Source organism: Hyphomonas sp. TMED31 (assembly GCF_002172815.1).
GTDB classification, from domain to species: domain Bacteria; phylum Pseudomonadota; class Alphaproteobacteria; order Caulobacterales; family Hyphomonadaceae; genus Hyphomonas; species Hyphomonas atlantica.
The window spans coordinates 50,231-68,139 of sequence record NZ_NHCK01000036.1 but is presented as its reverse complement, the minus strand read 5'-3'; the positions used below and the strand labels follow the sequence as shown (position 1 = coordinate 68,139).

The window sequence follows — 17,909 nt, the reverse complement described above, 5'->3', positions numbered from 1 at the left end:
CGAAGGGCCATAGGATACCCGGAGACACGCTGCACAGGCACTTGCGCGAATAGCTCGGGAAACATTTTCAACATCGTTTCCCGGTTTTCCAGCATGTAGGAAACGCCAGATGGTGTCCGCGCATTATCCTCAAGCACGAAGAATTCGTTTGGTCCTGTTCTGACCAGATCTATGCCAACTATGTGCGTGTAGATCCCGCCCGGCGGATCGAAACCGATCATCTTGGGCAGGAATGCATCATTCTCGCGGATCAAGTGTTCGGGCAAACGGCCCGCGCGAATGATCTCCTGTCGATGATAGATGTCGTAAAGAAATGCATTGATGGCGCGGACCCGCTGTTCAATGCCGCGGACCAGCAAAGCCCACTCACTGGCCCCAATAATACGCGGCACCAGATCAAACGGAATCAGCCGTTCATCGGCTTCAACATCACCGTAAACATTGAACGTAATGCCGGTGCGACGGAAAAAGGTGCGCGCTTCCCGCGATTTCTTCAGCAGTGCAGACGGCGTCGCGCCTTCAAACCAGGAGGAATAGCGGGCGTACGGCGACCGTACCGCTTCCCCGAAGCCATGCATTTCATCAAAGACGTCGTCACTCTCACCCATGATTTCAGCAACGCACAGTCGCTGAATCAGTTCAACAAACTCAGTTCCGGCCGCTCAGCATCGAACCGAGTTCGCTAAAACTGTGCAGGTTTATGTGACTGCTGCCCAAGGCTTGCTCAGCAGTGCCGCAGAATTGATGATTCCGACCATGCAATAGGTTTGTGGGAAGTTCCCCCAGAGTTCACCGGTCTCGGTATCCACGTCTTCAGACAAGAGGCCCAGATGGTTGCGGGTGGCCAGTACAGTCTCAAACATGCGCCGTGCCTCTTCGACTCGGCCGACGCGATACAGCGCGTCAATGAACCAGAACGTGCAGGCCGTAAAAGCGGTCTTCGGTTTCCCGAAATCGTCCTCAACCTTGTAACGGTACACATGATCGCCCATGCGCAAATCCCGGTCCACTGCATCGACTGTGGCGACATAGCGCTCGTCCGTGGCGGGCAGGAATCCGATCTCCGCCATCAGCAGGACTGACGCGTCCAGATCCGTACCGCCGAACGCGGCCGTGAAAGCTTTGACGTCATCATTCCAGGCTTTGTCCAAAATGGTCGCATGAATTATGTCTGCGCGCTCTCTCCAATAGGCAGCGCGACTTTCAAGTCCGAGCCTGTCAGCGATCAGCGAGAGGCGATCACAGGCGGCCCAGCACATGATCGCGGAAGATGTATGCACATGAGCGATGGTTCGGAATTCCCAGATGCCTGCATCCGGTGTGTCGTAAACGGCAAACGCCCGTTCGCCCACCGGCTCCAATTGTTCGAACTCCGCAATACCGGGCTGAGCGAGCAGTCTGTGGTCGAAGAAAGATTGTGCAACGCCCAATACAACCTGACCGTACACATCGTGCTGAATGTGCTCCGCAGCCTGGTTGCCACGCCGGACCGGACCTGAGTCCCTGAATCCCGGCAAGTGAGGCGCGAGGTCTTCCGTGAGGTCCGCTTCAAGGCCGATTCCGTAAACAGGCTGAATATGTCCACCCTTCGAATGGGCAACAATATTCCTCACCCATCTCATATAATGTTCCAAAGTACCCATTCCGGACAGTCGGTTAAGCGCGGTCACAGTAAAGTACGCATCACGAATCCAGCAGAAGCGATAGTCCCAGTTGCGGGAAGACCCTTCATGCTCAGGAACGGACGTTGTCAACGCGGCAACAATTCCGCCTGTTTCCTCAAACACGCACAGCTTGAGCGTTATGGCAGCGCGGATAACTTCATCCTGCCACTCAAATGGAATGGCGAGGCTTCGCGCCCATTTCGCCCAGTATTGGCGCGTACGTTCTTCCCAATCACGGGCAATGACGCCAGGAGAATCCGTCAGGGATTCATCAGCCCCCAGAATAAAGGTCACATCCTTATCCAGAATAAAGCTGGTTTCTGTCAGAATGTAGGAAACCGGCGCATCAGTCGTCACCCGGAATGACAATTCCTCATCGACGAAGCGCACATGATTGACACCTCGAATTGGCTTCAAGCGGCGTCCGCCCCAATCCGTTTCCGGTGTGAGGGAAATCTTCAGCTGCGGCGCGCCCGAGATTACCTCGAAACGCCGGACCAGGCTCGCGGGCCGAAAAGTGCGCCCCTTATGCTGAAAGCGCGGAGCAAAGTCGACAATCTCGAGAATTGCTCCGTCTTCAGCCTCCATTCGCGTGCGCAGTATAGCCGTGTTGCGATCATAGGTCTGGGAGCGCTTGGTCAAGCCCTCCATCCAGACGGTGAACGTTCCGCCGCCACCCAACAGCTTGTTGAACACAGGCTCACCATCAAATCGCGGAAGGCAGAACCATTCATAGTCTCCGCGCGAATTGATCAGGCCGGCAACAGTCCCGTTTCCGACAACTCCAAGATCCAGGCTCATAAATCTCCCAACATCTCTTTCAGGTAATTTTCGACATCCTTATGGGACGTCAGCCGATACTCTGCAGCGCTGGCCCCTTCTCCAACTTTGACAGACCATCCACCCAGACGATTGGCGACAAGAATGGCGTCTTCATCTGTCTTGTCGTCCCCAATCATAATGGGAACCCGCCCCTCGAAGGGAGGTGCCTGCATCGCCTTCTCAAGGCAGACACCCTTATTCGCCCCGCTCGGCTTCGCCTCAAGCACCATCTTTCCGGATTGCAGCGCGTAGTCGGAATACTCTGCAAGAGCGCTTTCCAACTGCAAGGCCAACTGCTCACCCTTGTCGGGCGCAGCGCGATAGTGCACAGCCAGAACAGGCCCTTTCTTCTCCAGGCGCACCCCGTCAAAAGCGCTGATCACAGATTGAAACCGACAGATGAGCCCATCAGGAGCGTCCGTCACCGTGTCCGCCATCCTCTCTCCCGGAGCGGCGGAACGGAGACCATGATTTCCAAAACGCCACAAGGCATTCGGGACGCGCTTGGACAGATCCGTCAGGTCGCGTCCAGACAGGATGGCGAGCGCACCATTCAGCTTCTCTGATAACTGAATCAACACATCATCCATGCCCGGCGCCAGAAATACGGCATCCGGATCATCCTGAAGCGGCGACAATGTGCCGTCAAAATCGAGGAACAATGCGACCGTATTTTCCAGCCTTGGAGGAGAGACGTCCGGCTGGCTCATGCCGGAACCTGCTCGAAGGCGGTCATGAAGCGGCTTCGCCACCAGCCGATGTCTTGTTCGGAAATGTTGTCGTAGAGCTTTTGCCAGCGTTCCCGCCGTTCCTCGCGCGGCATTTCAATCGCCTGCTTAACGGCTTCGGCGATCGCCGAACTGTCATAAGGATTGATAATCAAAGCCTCCTTCATTTGCTCCGCTGCGCCGGCAAACTGAGACAAGATCAACACGCCGGGGTCTTCCGGGTCTTGCGCGGCGACAAACTCCTTGGCGACCAAATTCATACCATCCTGCAAAGGCGTCACAAGGCACGCCGTGGCAAGTCTATATAGACCGGCAATCTCCTCGCGATCATATCCGCGAGCGAGATACCTGATCGGCATCCAGTCGAGATCACCATAGTCTCCATTGATGCGCCCGGACAGGGCATCCAGCTGTTCGCGAAGCTGCGCATATTCTTCTACAACGGAGCGCGATGGTGGCGCGATCTGCGTGAACGAGATCTTGCCGTGCAGCTCGGGATATCTGTCGAACAGATCCGCCATGCCTTCGAAACGCTGTGGCAATCCCTTGGAGTAATCCATTCGGTCGACACCGATGACCAGATCCCGCTCTCCAAGAAACCGGGACAGGCGGCTTGCGGCGCGCGTTGCTGGTTCGTCCTGCGCTGTCTGCGCGAATGACTTGCTGTCGATGCCGATCGGACAATGCAGCAAATGCACAATACGACCTTCAACCAGGAACTTGCCATCTGGCTGTTCCTCGGCGCCGAATTCCTCTTCCAGATACTGCGCCAGATTGGCCAGATCTTTCCGGCATTGCAGGCCGACAACATCATAAGCGCACAGGCCTTTCGCAAGCTTGCGATGCTCCGGAATAGCGCGAAAGACTTCTGGAGAGGGGAATGGAATATGCAGGAAGAAACCGCAGCGTCCTGTCCATCCTTCTTCCCGCAATATACCGCCCAAAAGCAGGAAGTGGTAATCGTGCACCCAGATCAAGTCGTCCTCTGTCGCCTGACGTCGCACAATGTCGGAAAATTTCTCGTTGATCTCCACATAATAGCGAAAGAACGAAGAATCGAAGACGGCAAGATCGATACGATTGTGCATCACTGGCCACAGCACGCTGTTTGAATAGCCCAGGTAAAACCCATCGAACTGATCGCGGGAATAGTCCGTCAGGGCAAACTCCACCCCATCCTCGCTGGATTTGCGGGCGCGATTGCTGGGAAAGTCCAGAATGCGACCGCTCCAGCCGATCCAGAGTCCTCGTGTATCGGCAAGCGAGTCCCACAAAGCCACAGCGAGCCCACCGGCGCGGCTTTCCTGCCCCGCAGCGGTCCTGTTCGAAATCGCAATCAGTCGACTACGCTTTGGCGTCTCAGTTTCAGTCATTGCCCATCCTGTCCCACTTGGTCTAACCCGCGTCCAGCCATGACCAAAGCGCGCGGCCAAAGACTGGATGCGGAAACCATCATGCTGCCCGCTTTCTATGCACTAGCACAGAACCGGATGAAACAAGGCTGGTTCCGGTGAAACTGTGATGCGGCCGCCCCCTTCTCCTATTCCCGCTAAATTGCTGGGTGGAAACTTGCCGCCTGTGCCATGCGCCATTCCTCAGCCAATTGGGTCTCATCAGGCGCATCCAGCAATTGCCCGTTGGAGATCAGTTGGTAGGCTCGTTCGGCGGTATAGGAGATGTCTTCAGTGACCCTGTGCATCACATGGCGAGGCGTCAGCTCAGAAGGATGCGCGCACCCTGCGGCACCGACGACTTCCATCAGCGCCTTTACCGTATTGTGATGAAAATTCCTGACGCGGATCGCCTTGTCTTCGACGACCAGACCACGCTGGCGTGACATGTTCGATGTCGCAATGCCCGTCGGGCACGTATTGTTGTGACAATTGAGGGACTGGATACAGCCAAGCGCAAACATGAAGCCACGCGCTGTGTTCACCCAATCTGCGCCAAGTGCCAGAGACGAGGCCATTGAGAACGCGCTGATCTGCTTGCCCGAACATGCAAGGCGAACCTCATCCTTCAGCCCCGTTCCAACCAAGGCGTTACGCGTAAGAACGAGTGCCTGACGCAAGGGGGTGCCAACATGGTCTAGAAACTCCGCAGGCGCAGCGCCGGTCCCACCTTCGCCGCCGTCGACAACCATGAAGTCAACGCGCAGACCTGTTTCCAGCATCGCCTTGCAGATCGCCAGGGTTTCCCACCGGTTGCCGACTGCGAACTTGATACCAACAGGCTTGCCACCTGACAGATCACGCAATCTGGCAACAAACTCCAGCATCTCGATGGGCGTCGAGAAAGAAGAATGCGAAGGCGGAGAGATGCAAGTCTGCCCGATTTCAATGCCGCGCGCTTCTGCGATTTCCGCAGTCACCTTCTCGCCCGGCAACACGCCGCCATGCCCTGGCTTGGCACCCTGGCTCAGCTTCACCTCGATCATCTTGATTTGGGGGTCTGCGGAAGTTTCGGCGAACTTGGCAGCATCAAAGCTTCCATCAGATGCGCGACACCCGAAATAGCCAGACCCAAGCTCCCAGACCAAGTCACCCCCTCCCTGTCGGTGATAGCGCGAGACACCCCCTTCCCCCGTGTCGTGATAGAACCCCCCAAGTGCGGCGCCTTTTGAAAGGGCTGAGATAGCGTGCGCTCCCAGAGACCCGAAACTCATGGCGGAGATATTGAAGACACTTGTCGAATAAGGCTGGGACGTGCCAGGCGCGCCCACCATCACGCGCGGGTCGCTCTCGGTGGGATGTTGTGCGGCGATAGAGTGCGCCAGCCATTCATAGGGCGGCTTGTCCATATCCAGATGACTGCCAAACGGCTCCACCGAAGATACATTCTTTGCTCGGCGGTACACCATCGCCCGATCTTCCAGATTAAAAGGGCGACCTTCTGTTTCGCTTTCGACAATGTAGGCACGCAGAAAGGGATGAAGCTCCTCCGCCACCCAACGGATCCGCGCCACCAATGGATAGTTTCGCCAAAGACTGTGCTTGCGCTGGAAGACGTCATACAGGCCAGTCAGCGCAAATAGTGCAAGCACGGCAGCTGCGTACAGCAGCCATGGCTGCAGTCTCCAAAACACAAGACACCCGACAAGCAGGAGTACGATAGTGATCCACGGCAAGTATCGGAACATGTCAGCCCTCATCTCATGTCTGGTTTGCACTCAAGATGTGTACTCCCAATCCGCACAGGTCAATCAATGTAGTTCACGCCCTGAACGAAACGTGCGATCAGCAACCCAACTGCCATTTTGTCCGTATACTTCATGTTGCTGAGAATCGTTTCACTACCGAAAAGGGGTTGGCAGGCTGTGGAAAAACAGTTCAGTGTCCAATTCACGTTTCAAACTGATTCGTATTGTGAGCTGCGTAAATTCAAACACGCCCGTTCGTCGGGCCCATTGAGGAGAAACTCCCATGGCAAAAGCAACCAAAGCCAAGAAAGCCGCGGCGCCGAAGAAAGCCGCTGCACCAACTGCAACAAAAGCCGCCAAGGCACCTTCTCCGAAAGAAGTGCTGATGGAGAAGTATGTCACGGACCTGAAAGACAAGGTTGGTGAAAAACGCTCCGACATGGATCTTCTGAATGCCGCCGTGAAAGCTTGTGGGCCAACAATCTACAAGGCCGACTCTGCGACAGTCGCTGCGTCCGACAAGGAAGAACTGGCCCGCATCAAGAAAGGCTTCATTGCAAAGAAGCTTGGTGTAACTGACGATGCGAAAGCAGACGCAGCCATTGCCGACGCCGTTGCGAAGTACGGAAAGTCCGTTCGCGCAAAACATCGTCCAGTCATGTACTACCTGATTGCCAAAGCCCTGAAGAAGGGATCGGTCCTGAAGGGCTAAGCCAGCGTCTCTTGCGAGATAAAAGTAAAGCCGGGAAGGATCAGACCTTCCCGGCTTTTTTCATTCAGTGTTTCCGAACCGCTAGTAGCCTGCTAGGCGCGCGTAGCGATCCCGGTGCCAGCTTGCGGATCCGAACATGGCTTCCTGCACACGAGCACGTTTCATGTAGAGGCCCGGATCAGCATCATCCGTCATGCCGATACCGCCATGCATCTGCACGCACTCATTGGACACCAGATGCACCAGTTCGCTTGCCTTCGCTTTTGCGAGACTTGCAAGTTCGGCGACATTGTCCTTGCCCTCATCAACGGCAGCAAGCGCAGCTGCCACGCAAGAGCGTGTCAGCTCCAATTCAGTGAACATCTTTGCGGCGCGGTGCTGCAGAGCCTGGAACGATCCAATCAACTGGCCGAACTGTTTGCGGCTGTTCAGGTATTCCAGCGTCATGTCGAATGCCGCTTGCGCACTGCCAAGCATTTCTGCCGCCTGTCCAATGGCCGCCCGATCAAGAACTGGCTCCAGCACATCGGCGCCTTTATCCACCGCGCCAATGATTGCACTGTCCGGAACGATCACATCTTCCAGCGTGATATGAGCCGCGCCATGCGAATCGACGGAGTTCAGCGTCTGAACTGACACGCCTTTGGCATCGGCTGGCACAAGGAACAGCGTCAGTCCGTGCCTATCGCCCGCCTCGCCATAAGTGCGGGCCACCACGATCAGCATGTCAGCATGATGCGCATCGGCAACGAAACGCTTCATGCCATTCAGCGTGTAGCCCTGACCATTACGCTCAGCTTCCGTTGCAACACCGAGTGGATTGAAGTGCGCGGTTTCGTCTAGCGCCAGCGCAAATGTCGCGTCTCCGCCAGCAATCTTTGGCAGCCATTCAGCCTGTTGTTCCGCACTGCCACCCAACTGTAATGCACTGGCCGCGATCAATGCAGTTTGAAGCACGGGTGTGGCAGCCAGAGTCCGCCCCTGCGCTTCCAGGATCTGACCCAGGCCGACAAGCCCGAAATGCTCACCGCCTGGCTCATCCGGAATAATCACACCAAAGAAGCCAAGTTCGGCCAGCTTCTGGCGTGTGTCCGGGTCCACACCGTTTGCCCCACTATCACGCAATTTGCGCAGGCGCGTCACTGGCAGTTCATCGCGCGCAAATGCCATTGCGGTATCCCGCAGCATTTCCTGGTCTTCCGTCAAAAGGAATGTCATCTGAATATCTCCGAAGCCTTGCGTTTGTCCCTGGTGTTCTTTGCAACACGCCGCACGTTTTCCGCTTCGCGCCCAACCAGCAGTCCGGCCAGCCCGGCCGTACTCCAGAGAGCGCTGGCAGCGAGTGCCAGCCTGATGCTTGTCAATTCGAGGCGCGCCGCCTCCATACCCGCCCACACATAAAGTGCGGCAAGCGTGGACAGCAGCGCGAACATCCACACAGCCGACTGCACCAGCCAACGCCCACGGAAGAACGGAGCCAGGACTCCGGCCATGAACGGTGTGCCGAGAAACAGAAGGATGATCTGCGTGGACGACATGAGTTACTTGTGGTCCTTGAGGCCCAGCACGCGTTTGGAGATCACGTTCAGATTGATCTCACTCGTACCGCCCTCGATCGAGTTACCTTTTGAGCGCAGCCATTGGCGCGTGACCTTCTTGGCTGCCGGATCAAAGCCCTCGCCTTCCCAGCCAAGCCCTTCCGTGCCGAGCGCCTCAACGAGTAGCTCATGCCGGTCCTGGTTCATCTTCGCAGCACCATACTTCAGAATGGATGCCGTATGGCCAACTTGCTGGCCCGCTTTGGCTTGCTCTGCCTGGCGTTGAACAGTCAGGTTGAATGCCTTGGAATACATCTTGTGGTCAGTGATCCGCCCACGGAGGTCACCATCTATCAGGCGACCTTCACTGTCGGTGCCAATGTGCATCTTGGCGTATTCTTCCGGCCCCAGAATGCCAGAGCCACCTGTGCCGCCAAAGCCTCCGGCAGAAATGGACGAGCGCTCGAATTGCAGCAAGCGTTTGGCGATCTGCCAGCCACCATTCACTTCGCCGACCAATTGGTCTTTCGGCACTTTCACATCCGTGAAGAATGTTTCGCAAAATGGGCTCTCGCCGGAAATCAGCAGAATTGGACGCGCTTCAACGCCTTCGCTCTCCATGTCGAACAGGATGAAGCTGATCCCTTCATGCTTGGTGCTCGTATCGGTCCGCACCAGACAGAAAATCCAGTCAGCCTTGTCAGCGTAGGAGGTCCAGACTTTCTGACCATTGATCAGGTAATGATCGCCCTTGTCTTCGCAACGCGTCTGCAAGTCTGCCAGATCAGACCCCGCACCCGGCTCGGAATAGCCCTGACACCAGCGTGTCTTGCCCTTTACGATATCCGGGATGAAGCGCAGTTTCTGTTCTTCATTTCCAAATTCCAGAAGCGCCGGGCCGAACATCCAGAGCCCGAAAGAGAACAAGGCAGGCCGCGCCTTGATGCGGCGCAGCTCTTCCTGCAGCACGCGGTTCTGCTCACGGCTGAGGCCGCCGCCGCCATACTTTGCTGGCCACTCCGGCGCGGTCCAACCCTTTTCACCCATCCGCTCCAGCCAGACCTTCGCTTCAGGGTTCTTGAACTTTTCGCGTTTTCCACCCCAGACAATCTCGTCATCCTTCATGGGCGTACGCATCGAAGGGGGGCAATTTTCTTCAAGCCATTCGCGCGTTTCAGCGCGAAACTGCTCTAGGTCGACTGATTCATCATACGCCATATCGGACTCCTCTGGGGGCAACAGATCGTGCATCGACTGTATGCCCAAGCCGAAGGACCGCCAAGCATTGACCTTGCGTTAGAAAATGTGGGGGCGCTGTCCCCGGCTCCGTCAGGCGTCCATATCGTGTGGCGTCTTCACCCAGAAATGCGGTCGCCGCGACAGGCTGTAAAGCGCGCGCATCATAGCGAAGTACTGAAGAGGCCAGTAAAAAGGGATAGTCAGGATATCCCGCAGCCGGACCGCAAAAGAAGACGTCGGTACAGTCAGCGCCGCGATCACGCCAACAGCATAGGACGCTGCCAACATGCCCAAGCTGATCGACCCTATACTTGCGTCCGGCACCAAGAGGCAAACCGCGCACCAGACAAGCCAGGGCAGATGGACAAGTGCCGACAAGATAGATGCGCCGAGGCTCAATTGCATCGAGATGAACCCCAGAACGCCCATCTCCTTTATGGCCGTGGATGGATACCGCATCAGAACGAGCCAGGTCTGGATGAACCCCTTCAACCAGCGGGATCGCTGACCGACCCATACATCGAGCTGTTGAGGTGGGGTTTCGACAGTCGGCGGCGCAATAACATCAACCTTCTTTCCCAATCTTGCGAAACGTAGTCCGAGATCGGCGTCTTCGGTCACATTCCAGGCGTCCCAGCCGCCAACCGCCTGAAGTGCCGCCTTGCGAAAATGATTGCTGGTTCCGCCAAGTGGGATCGGCATACGCAACCGGGCCAGCGCCGGCATCATGCGGTTGAACTGGATTGCGTATTCCAGCGCCCAATGGCGCGACAACCAGCCGCCGCCACGCACATTGCCCGATAGTGGCGCCTGCACACAAGCAAGCTGCGGGTCCCAGGCGAACCGGCGGGCCGCCTCCATCAGCTGACCGGGGTTCGGACGATCCTCCGCATCATAGACCGTGACAAATGCTCCCCTGGCCCGCGCCAGTCCGTAGTTCAGCGCACGCGGTTTCGTCTGCGGCTGACCGCGCGGCAGCACAACAAGCTCAGTTCCCTCGGGCCATATCTGCTCATGAATTGCGTTTTTCGTATCATGATCCCCCTCCTCCAAAAGAAGCTTCACATCCAGCAGGCGCCGTGGATATTCCAACGACATCAGACTGTTTGCCAATTGCGGCATGCATGCCGCCTCGTCCTTGAGAGCAATCAGGATGGTGTAGGTCGGCAGGAGCAACGACAACGATGCGGGATTGGTCAGAAGATGAACGGAACTCGGGCCGAACAGGACCAGGCCGAGCCGGTACAGAATCATCAACGCGAATACGCCAATCCCCACGGCTCCAAAAATCGATAGCAACCAACCAGGCGCAAAAAGTCCGCAGACTCCGGACACTGCCAGCAAATGTCGAAGCAGTTTGGCCTGATCAGTGGCCATACCGGTCTTGGCAGACATGCCAAGAAATCTTGCTGGGAAGGCCTCGGCCGCATCCTCCGCCAATCGCGGGTCGGGCTTCGGTTCAGCAAGATTATCAAACAGATGCAGCGGGAAACGATCCCGCGCAGTAACTCCCTCAGCGCCCATAAATGGTAAAGACGAACTTTACCATTGACCCGCAAGAAACCAGAAGTTGAATTTGTTTCGGTTTCGCAATGAATTAGCGCATGCGCCGAAAAGATTGGACAAAGAGGAACAATGTTCTATATTTGTTCCATGAGCGATCTACATGTCATCTGGTTCAGACGAGACTTGCGGGTGCATGATCACGCAGCCCTTGTGGCCGCCTGCGCATCAGGCGGGCAGGTCCTGCCCCTCTACATTTTTGATACCCGGCATTGGCATCGCCCGGACACATCCGGCCGCCAATTCGACTTTCTTCTGGAATCCCTTGCAGATCTCGACGGCGCCCTGCGCAAACGCGGAAGCAAGTTGTGCCTGAGATCCGGCAACGCAGCCGAAGTCCTGTCGCAAATTCACACCCAGTACGGGATCGCCTCCCTCCACTTCCATGCGGCAAGTCACGATCCGGAAGAGACGGAACGCGTTCAGCACGTCCGCAGCTGGGCCATGAAAGCCGGAATCCCATTGCGCGAGCAGGCCGTAAGGCGTGCGATGCCATTAACTCCGGGAGAGTCGGAAACCGCTTTCCGGCACTACATGCGCCAGCCACGTCTCAATGCACCGGAAAACTTGGACACGCCTGATATGGTGTCGGAAGACTGGCCAGTCGCATCAGATTACGGATTGGGTGACGACGCATGTGCAGGCCGCCAGACTGGAGGCCGCACCAATGGTGTGCTTCAGCTGCGCCAATATCTGTCAGGTCGCGGACGGCCGGCCTCCAAACGCAATCTCTCTGTTACGGACCGGGAATCATCTGCCTCCGGCCTGTCCCCCTACCTGAACTGGGGCACATTATCGGATCGCGAGGTCTGGCAGGCGGCGATGCGTGCCAAAGGTGCCCTTCTATCCGATGGGGATGAGACGTTTGCCGCCTCGCTCGACGCATTTGTTGAGAATCTGGAACAAAGGTCTCGCCTGCTGACCGCCAAACCACGGCGTGAGCAGGTTGAGAATGCCGGTCTTCCACATGATATTTTCAAACGTGAAATGGTCGGCGCGGCAGATCCCCGCTTGGCTGCCTGGGCCAGTGGCCGCACAGGTTTCCCACTTCTTGATGCCAGCATGCGCTGCCTTCAGGCCACCGGACGCCTCGAATCGGAGTTGCGCAGCCTGCTTCTGTCATTCGCGACGTGCCATCTCTGGCTGGATCCGACTGCGCCTGCCCAGCATCTGGCGCGGCTCTCCCCCGATTTTGACGGGGCCCTGTTCTATGGGAACGCACGGAAAGTTGTCGGCGTCAGCTCACACCCCGTCGGGCAAATTCCGAATCCGGTACGACACTCCCAGATGCGCGATCCTGAGGGCACCTTTATTCGAAAATGGATACCTGAAATCGCTGACCTCCCGGACGCGCTGATCCACTCGCCTTGGGATGCCCCAAAAAGTCTGCTCGCCGAGAAGGGCATTGTCTTGGGCCAATCCTATCCGATGAGAATGGTTGATCATATGGCTGCGGCCAGGGCGGCTCGCCGTCACCTGTTCCCTGAGCAAAGTTCGCATGCGTTGCCATTTGGTGTTCCGGCACGGCCGAATATGGCGCGCAGGGCGGGCATGTCGAAGTCTGGACGTGTCCACGCCTTACCTGCCAAGTCGGTTCAGCTCAGCTTCGATTTGGGTGGCCATGCCTGATCCATGCGAACGGAACGGGTTCCGCTTGTCGCATCGATTCAGCGCTACAATGCATTGCATGAATTCTTCTCCAGCTTATTCGGCATCGCTTGACTTGAAAAACGCACAATCATATCGATATTCGGCAAACAACAGTGCCTTGAATTTGTTGGTATTTATTATTTTTCGATAAAAACTTATTGATTTTCGATAATTTCTGACCTAGATAGAGGGTGTCGGCGGCGGGATGGTCTCGCCAAGGACATCAACAGAAAGCTAGAAGGAATTGAAAATCATGATCCCCCGCGCCCGTCAGAGCGACATCGCCGCACCANNCACCGAAAGCATGATGGCCCTCTCCATCATGACCGGAGAGGCAACTCACCGGACCCGGCCGGCCAATGATGTCACAGCGGAGGGTCGTCAGAACCTTCTGGTCCGCCGCCGCCGTCGCTTCGCCCGCCGCGAAGCNCGCTAAGCCTGNCCTGCTGGCGCCGCATCCCCCAATCCCCTGATCGATGCGGCGCCAGCCACCCTGCCCTGATTNTCTCACCGAAATTCGAAAGGAATACTGCCATGATCCGCANTTTCACCGCNCTTGCCGTCGCCGCTTCCGTCGCNACCGCGCCAGCCTTTGCCGCNTCAGATGAATTCAAGATGGAAATCGACGTGAACCGCACGCAACTGGAAACGGTTGTCGGTGCCCAGGAAGAGTACGACCGTATCCGCGACGAAGTGAACGCTCGGTGTACTTCAGAACACGTCGCTTACAATTTCGGAAAAGCGCTGGCTGTGCGCCAATGCGAACGTAAAATGATGAAGAAGGTCGTCGCTTACGTGGACCACGACACGTTCACCAACGTGCACTACCAATCAAACTAGCACTGATCCGGTCGGCAGGGTCTCAGCCTCTCCAAACCGCCTGACCGACCAGGATCTCCGCCCTGCCTTCACCGGCAGGGCTTTTTTCGTCAGAGTGGCGCATCAGCCTCGCGAAGGTCCTTCGCACGCAGAATTTGAGTCAGTTTGAAATGGACCGGCAGAAAGGCCCCGTCCTGTTCACTCTCGAAGAGAGCGCAGCAACTGGTCGGAAATTTCTCGATCAGCCTGACAGATTCCTGATGATCCTGGCTCCCGGCTTCGCGCAAAATCTCCATGGCAAAATCATGCAGCCCCGGATTATGCCCAATCACCATCAGGGTACCTGCCCCGTCATTGTGGCAGATGGCCTCGGTCAGACCGCGAACGCCGGTGAGATACAGGTTTTCCATCGGGCGTACCTTCTCGCCCTCCACAATCTTCGCCACTTCAGAACAGGTCTCCCGCGCCCGACGCGCNGTTGATACGAGAATGCGTTCGGGGCTCCAGCCNGTGGCAACAAGTTCCTCGGCCATGCGCTTTGCATCTTCTTTCCCACGCTCGGTCAACGCCCGGCTAAAATCGTCAATGCCTTCTGCCCAGGGTTCGGTCTTGGCATGACGCATGAGAATGAGACGTTTCATTCAAATTCCTTCTTCCCTGACCGGGCATTAGAAAAACTTATCGACAGCTTGAGATGCTGCGCATTGGTTTGCTTCTTCTTAGGCACCACTTTCCTGTCAGAAATCAAGAGACAGGAGTATGGTAATATGAGCCTTCTGATTGGCGACGTTGCCCCGGACTTTGAAGCCGACACGACAGAAGGCCGCATTCGGTTTCACGAATGGATTGGCGAAGACTGGGTGGTCTTCTTCTCTCACCCGGCCGATTTCACACCTGTCTGCACCACGGAGCTCGGCTATACAGCTAAACTCAAGGACGAGTTTGCGAGGCGCGGCGCAAAAGCACTGGTGATCTCCGTCGACAGTCTGGAGGACCACAAGAATTGGATNTCCGACATTGAGGAAACCCAAGACACAACCGTGGAATTCCCGATCATCGCCGATCCGGACCGGAGCGTGGCAACCCTCTACAACATGATCCACCCAAGTGCGGACGCGAAAGTCACCGTGCGCGCTGTGTATGTCATCGATCCGAACAAGAAAATTCGCGCGTCCATCATTTACCCGCCCAGTGCCGGGCGGAACTTTGACGAAATCCTGCGTCTCATCGACAGCCTTCAACTCACNGACAATCACAAGGTTGCGACTCCTGTGAACTGGCAGAACGGNGATGATGTGATCATCGTGCCATCGCTGACAGATCCTGACGAGATCGATCGGCTTTTCCCGTCAGGTTACAAGGCGGTGAAACCCTATCTCCGCTACACTGCGCAGCCGGGGAAATAACTCGGTTCCACGAACGCCCTGAGACCGAGGTCTCGGGGCGCTTCAGTTTCAGGAGAAGTCAGGAAGGCACCGCATCGCTGAGCCTTCCGCCGACGCGAATGGCTTCGATACGGGTCGCAAGCCCGGTCGCATCATCTGTCTCAACATAGGTTCCGCAGAGTGTGCCTTCGCCCAGGGCCGGCTGATAACGTTCGCCGGGAAGCTGGGTCTCGAAGCGATAGAGCGAGATCTGCTTCTGCATCCCGATCACACTGTCATAGTCACCGCACATGCCAGCATCTGTCTGATAGGCCGTACCTGCTTCAAGGATCATCGTATCGGCGGTTGGCACATGCGTATGACTGCCAACAACCAGACTGGCCCGACCATCACAGTAATGGCCCATCGCCATTTTCTCACTGGTCGCCTCGCAATGCATATCCACAATCACCGCATCAGCCACAGCGCCAAGAGGCATTGAATCGAGCGCTTCATCCACCGCGGAGAACGGATTGCTCAACACCTGTTTCATGAACACGTTACCCTGAACCTGGATCACGCCCACGCGGCGGCCATCGGGCAGGCTGAACAGGTTTGCGCCCTTACCGGGCGCATTGGCAGCCGGCGGATAATTCAATGGGCGCAGCAGACGCGGTTCGCGTTCAATATAAGTGAGCGCCTCGCGCTGGTCCCAGGCATGGTCCCCCAGCGTCAGACAGTCCGCGCCAGCCGCGAAGAACTCCTCCGCGATAGCGCTGGTCAACCCGAAGCCGCCCGCAGAATTTTCTGCATTTACAACGACAAAATCGAGACGCAGACGCGCTTTCAGACCCGGTAGATGGTCCAACACGGCCTGCCGGCCGGGCTTTCCGACCACATCTCCAAAAAAAGCCAGTTTCATGACAGCCAGTCTATGCCTCGACTAGCACGCAAAGAAAAGCGCGTGCACCCACACGGGATGCACGCGCCTATACGTCTGGTTTGCCTGGCGACCTATTCGTTGGAGGCCGAGAAACCGAGCGCCGACTTGGTCAGACCGGACGGATCTTCCATGTCTGCCAGCGTTGATACTTTCAGCGGCGCAGCCGGGTTCAACGACAGCGTCAACGTTTTCGGATCGGTGATGAAGCTGGACAGAGCTGTTGCAGCTTCTGTCACCAATTCCGGATCAATACCGGATCCAGCAGCCATCATCGGAGCCATGGCCAACATGCCAGCAGTCTGATTGCGCAATTGCTGCGGGTCTTCGCCGCTCTGGGCCGCGTATGCGTTGAAGGCACGATCCACGATGCCATTATCGTCCAGCGCCAGGTCAAGCGAATGGATCGTCAGCTTCTCCATGACAGCATCCATCATGGCAGATGGGTCTGCAGATGCGTCACCCTGCTCTGCCTGCGCAGCTGCCATTGCGCTGGCGCCTTCATACTTGGCACCAAAATCGAGGCGGAAGCCATCTTTGAGCTCCCAGTAGTTCTTACCCTTGGCCAAGGTCACAATGTCAGCATCCGGATCGTAAGACTGCTCGCTCGCCATGGTCAGCTCCAGCTTTTCATAGCCGAGCGTCGCAAGTTGCGTACCCAGTTGTTGGCCAAGTTCGCCATCGCCTGCATTCAGCACCATCTTCACCGGTTCGGTCACGACCTTCACCGCGCGGCCCTGTTTGTCGTGGCTCACTTTGGAAACGAGAGACGGCATATCGAAATTGACGCCGGATACGTCGAAGTTGAGGTCCTTCATGCTGATGGACTTGTAGCCTGGATTCGCAGGGTCCTGAGCATTCAGTCCAGACATGAAGCCTGACTCAAAACTGTCCTCTAGGCTTTCGCCTTCTTCCGGTACAAATACCGCAAAGTCGAAGCCTTCGACGCTGACATCACCGATATTCGCTTTCACGGTCGTGTCTTCAGACGGGTCGAACATGTCGAACTTCATGTTCTTGAGGGACATCCCCGCTGCCTTGCGGTCTTTCAGGCCACTGACGGAAATGGCATCGATCAGGAAGGTACCGGTCTCGCCGTCTTCTTCATTGATCTGCATGTTAACATCGCCAACTGACCAGAGGTCGAACGACAGGGCGTCGCCGGTCGGCAGGTCACCATGATCAGCATCACTGAATGCGCTCGCGACCCAGGCTGCCAGTTCAGGTGAAGGATTTACAAGTTGGATCGAGCCAATCGTTGCGCTTCCCTCTTCGGCCTCTTCCGGGTCTGTCGGAACGAGCGAAATGTCGCTCATGACCATCTTCGAGAAGCTTGCTTTCCCGTCGACCATTGCGAGGCCATCAAGCTCAAGCTTCTTCGCCTTTACGACGGTGCCATCAAGATCAATGCCGTCCTCGTCTGAATCGTCGTCATCATCGGCCGACAAAAGCGTCACATCCGTGAATACGGCCTTGTCGCCCTTGATGTCGCTACCCGCGAATGTGAGACGCGTCGAATCGGACCCATCCAGCGCGAAAGCGGCCAATGCCTGCGGTGCAGTTGCCGGGTCACCCGCGCGCGCTGTGATGTCTTGCACAGCATATTCTGAGCTTGCACCATCATCTGGCTTGTCATTGTCCCCGCAAGCCGTAAGCATGGCGATGGCGGCAACGCCTGTGAGCAGATATTTCATGTTTGGTCCCTTAAAATAGTTGATGCCAGCGTATCGA

The 17,909-nt window shown here is 56.6% G+C and carries 16 protein-coding genes; 4 read left to right on the top strand and 12 right to left on the bottom strand.

Annotated elements, in window-relative coordinates:
• From CBB91_RS05790 to CBB91_RS05770, 5 genes are all read right to left on the bottom strand, one after another.
• Positions 1-608 (bottom strand): circularly permuted type 2 ATP-grasp protein (locus tag CBB91_RS05790; protein WP_273012740.1); only part of this gene is annotated, 608 nt, incomplete at its 3' end.
• A 90-nt stretch (positions 609-698) separates the two neighbouring features.
• The gene (locus tag CBB91_RS05785; RefSeq protein WP_272981879.1) at positions 699-2,465 is read right to left on the bottom strand and encodes a glycoside hydrolase family 15 protein; all 1,767 of its coding nucleotides are present in this window, start codon (positions 2,463-2,465) and stop codon (positions 699-701) included.
• On the bottom strand, positions 2,462-3,238 hold the full coding sequence (gene otsB, locus CBB91_RS05780; RefSeq protein ID WP_345906738.1) for a trehalose-phosphatase: 777 nt from the start codon (positions 3,236-3,238) through the stop codon (positions 2,462-2,464). The genes CBB91_RS05785 and otsB overlap by 4 nt, the downstream gene beginning before the upstream one ends.
• Complete coding sequence (locus tag CBB91_RS05775; RefSeq protein ID WP_035547420.1) at positions 3,193-4,587, bottom strand: trehalose-6-phosphate synthase; 1,395 nt, start codon at positions 4,585-4,587, stop codon at positions 3,193-3,195. Before CBB91_RS05775 ends, otsB begins: the two co-directional genes overlap by 46 nt.
• Positions 4,588-4,763: 176 nt before the next feature.
• The gene (locus CBB91_RS05770; RefSeq protein WP_345906737.1) at positions 4,764-6,257 is read right to left on the bottom strand and encodes an FMN-binding glutamate synthase family protein; all 1,494 of its coding nucleotides are present in this window, start codon (positions 6,255-6,257) and stop codon (positions 4,764-4,766) included.
• A gap of 379 nt (positions 6,258-6,636) precedes the next feature.
• Between CBB91_RS05770 and CBB91_RS05765 the strand changes: the two genes are divergently transcribed.
• Positions 6,637-7,065, top strand: coding sequence for a DUF2853 family protein (locus CBB91_RS05765; protein WP_081805978.1), 429 nt, complete (start codon positions 6,637-6,639; stop codon positions 7,063-7,065).
• Positions 7,066-7,146: 81 nt separating this feature from the next.
• On the opposite strand, the gene CBB91_RS05760 is transcribed toward CBB91_RS05765, so the two are convergent.
• The 4 genes from CBB91_RS05760 to CBB91_RS05745 all read right to left on the bottom strand — a co-directional run bounded on the left by CBB91_RS05760 (position 7,147) and on the right by CBB91_RS05745 (position 11,366).
• Entirely contained in the window at positions 7,147-8,283 is a 1,137-nt protein-coding gene (locus CBB91_RS05760; protein WP_273012733.1) for an acyl-CoA dehydrogenase family protein, read from the bottom strand.
• The gene (locus CBB91_RS05755; protein WP_035547429.1) at positions 8,280-8,603 is read right to left on the bottom strand and encodes a hypothetical protein; all 324 of its coding nucleotides are present in this window, start codon (positions 8,601-8,603) and stop codon (positions 8,280-8,282) included. The genes CBB91_RS05760 and CBB91_RS05755 overlap by 4 nt, the downstream gene beginning before the upstream one ends.
• A 3-nt stretch (positions 8,604-8,606) precedes the next feature.
• Positions 8,607-9,821, bottom strand: a complete 1,215-nt coding sequence (locus CBB91_RS05750; RefSeq protein ID WP_273012731.1) for an acyl-CoA dehydrogenase family protein — start codon at positions 9,819-9,821, stop codon at positions 8,607-8,609.
• Between the two features lie 111 nt (positions 9,822-9,932).
• Positions 9,933-11,366: a glycosyltransferase family 2 protein gene (locus tag CBB91_RS05745; protein ID WP_273012729.1), complete on the bottom strand. Its 1,434-nt coding sequence runs from the start codon at positions 11,364-11,366 to the stop codon at positions 9,933-9,935.
• 129 nt (positions 11,367-11,495) lie between these two features.
• Here CBB91_RS05745 and CBB91_RS05740 point away from each other — a divergent pair, with 129 nt between their 5' ends.
• Together CBB91_RS05740 and CBB91_RS05735 are read left to right on the top strand one after the other, a co-directional pair.
• The gene (locus tag CBB91_RS05740; RefSeq protein ID WP_273012727.1) at positions 11,496-13,034 is read left to right on the top strand and encodes an FAD-binding domain-containing protein; all 1,539 of its coding nucleotides are present in this window, start codon (positions 11,496-11,498) and stop codon (positions 13,032-13,034) included.
• A gap of 555 nt (positions 13,035-13,589) precedes the next feature.
• Positions 13,590-13,895 carry a UrcA family protein gene (locus CBB91_RS05735; RefSeq protein WP_273012725.1) on the top strand — a complete coding sequence of 102 codons (306 nt, stop codon included), beginning with the start codon at positions 13,590-13,592 and terminating at the stop codon, positions 13,893-13,895.
• Positions 13,896-13,984: 89 nt separating this feature from the next.
• On the opposite strand, the gene CBB91_RS05730 is transcribed toward CBB91_RS05735, so the two are convergent.
• Positions 13,985-14,515: a histidine phosphatase family protein gene (locus tag CBB91_RS05730; RefSeq protein WP_273012723.1), complete on the bottom strand. Its 531-nt coding sequence runs from the start codon at positions 14,513-14,515 to the stop codon at positions 13,985-13,987.
• 126 nt (positions 14,516-14,641) lie between these two features.
• Between CBB91_RS05730 and CBB91_RS05725 the strand changes: the two genes are divergently transcribed.
• Entirely contained in the window at positions 14,642-15,280 is a 639-nt protein-coding gene (locus CBB91_RS05725; RefSeq protein ID WP_273012722.1) for a peroxiredoxin, read from the top strand.
• 58 nt (positions 15,281-15,338) lie between these two features.
• Here the strand turns inward: CBB91_RS05725 and CBB91_RS05720 are convergent, their stop codons facing one another.
• Entirely contained in the window at positions 15,339-16,160 is an 822-nt protein-coding gene (locus CBB91_RS05720; RefSeq protein ID WP_273012720.1) for a TIGR00282 family metallophosphoesterase, read from the bottom strand.
• A gap of 92 nt (positions 16,161-16,252) precedes the next feature.
• Positions 16,253-17,872: a hypothetical protein gene (locus tag CBB91_RS05715; RefSeq protein ID WP_273012718.1), complete on the bottom strand. Its 1,620-nt coding sequence runs from the start codon at positions 17,870-17,872 to the stop codon at positions 16,253-16,255.
• Positions 17,873-17,909 lie beyond the last annotated feature (37 nt).

Coding starts and splice junctions, on each gene's coding strand:
- CBB91_RS05720 (WP_273012720.1), bottom strand. CDS start 16,160: ATGAAACTGGCTTTTTTTGGAGATGTGGTCGGAAAGCCCGGCCGGCAG.
- CBB91_RS05775 (WP_035547420.1), bottom strand. CDS start 4,587: ATGACTGAAACTGAGACGCCAAAGCGTAGTCGACTGATTGCGATTTCG.
- CBB91_RS05740 (WP_273012727.1), top strand. CDS start 11,496: ATGAGCGATCTACATGTCATCTGGTTCAGACGAGACTTGCGGGTGCAT.
- CBB91_RS05745 (WP_273012729.1), bottom strand. CDS start 11,366: ATGGGCGCTGAGGGAGTTACTGCGCGGGATCGTTTCCCGCTGCATCTG.
- CBB91_RS05715 (WP_273012718.1), bottom strand. CDS start 17,872: ATGAAATATCTGCTCACAGGCGTTGCCGCCATCGCCATGCTTACGGCT.
- CBB91_RS05755 (WP_035547429.1), bottom strand. CDS start 8,603: ATGTCGTCCACGCAGATCATCCTTCTGTTTCTCGGCACACCGTTCATG.
- CBB91_RS05765 (WP_081805978.1), top strand. CDS start 6,637: ATGGCAAAAGCAACCAAAGCCAAGAAAGCCGCGGCGCCGAAGAAAGCC.
- CBB91_RS05760 (WP_273012733.1), bottom strand. CDS start 8,283: ATGACATTCCTTTTGACGGAAGACCAGGAAATGCTGCGGGATACCGCA.
- CBB91_RS05785 (WP_272981879.1), bottom strand. CDS start 2,465: ATGAGCCTGGATCTTGGAGTTGTCGGAAACGGGACTGTTGCCGGCCTG.
- CBB91_RS05750 (WP_273012731.1), bottom strand. CDS start 9,821: ATGGCGTATGATGAATCAGTCGACCTAGAGCAGTTTCGCGCTGAAACG.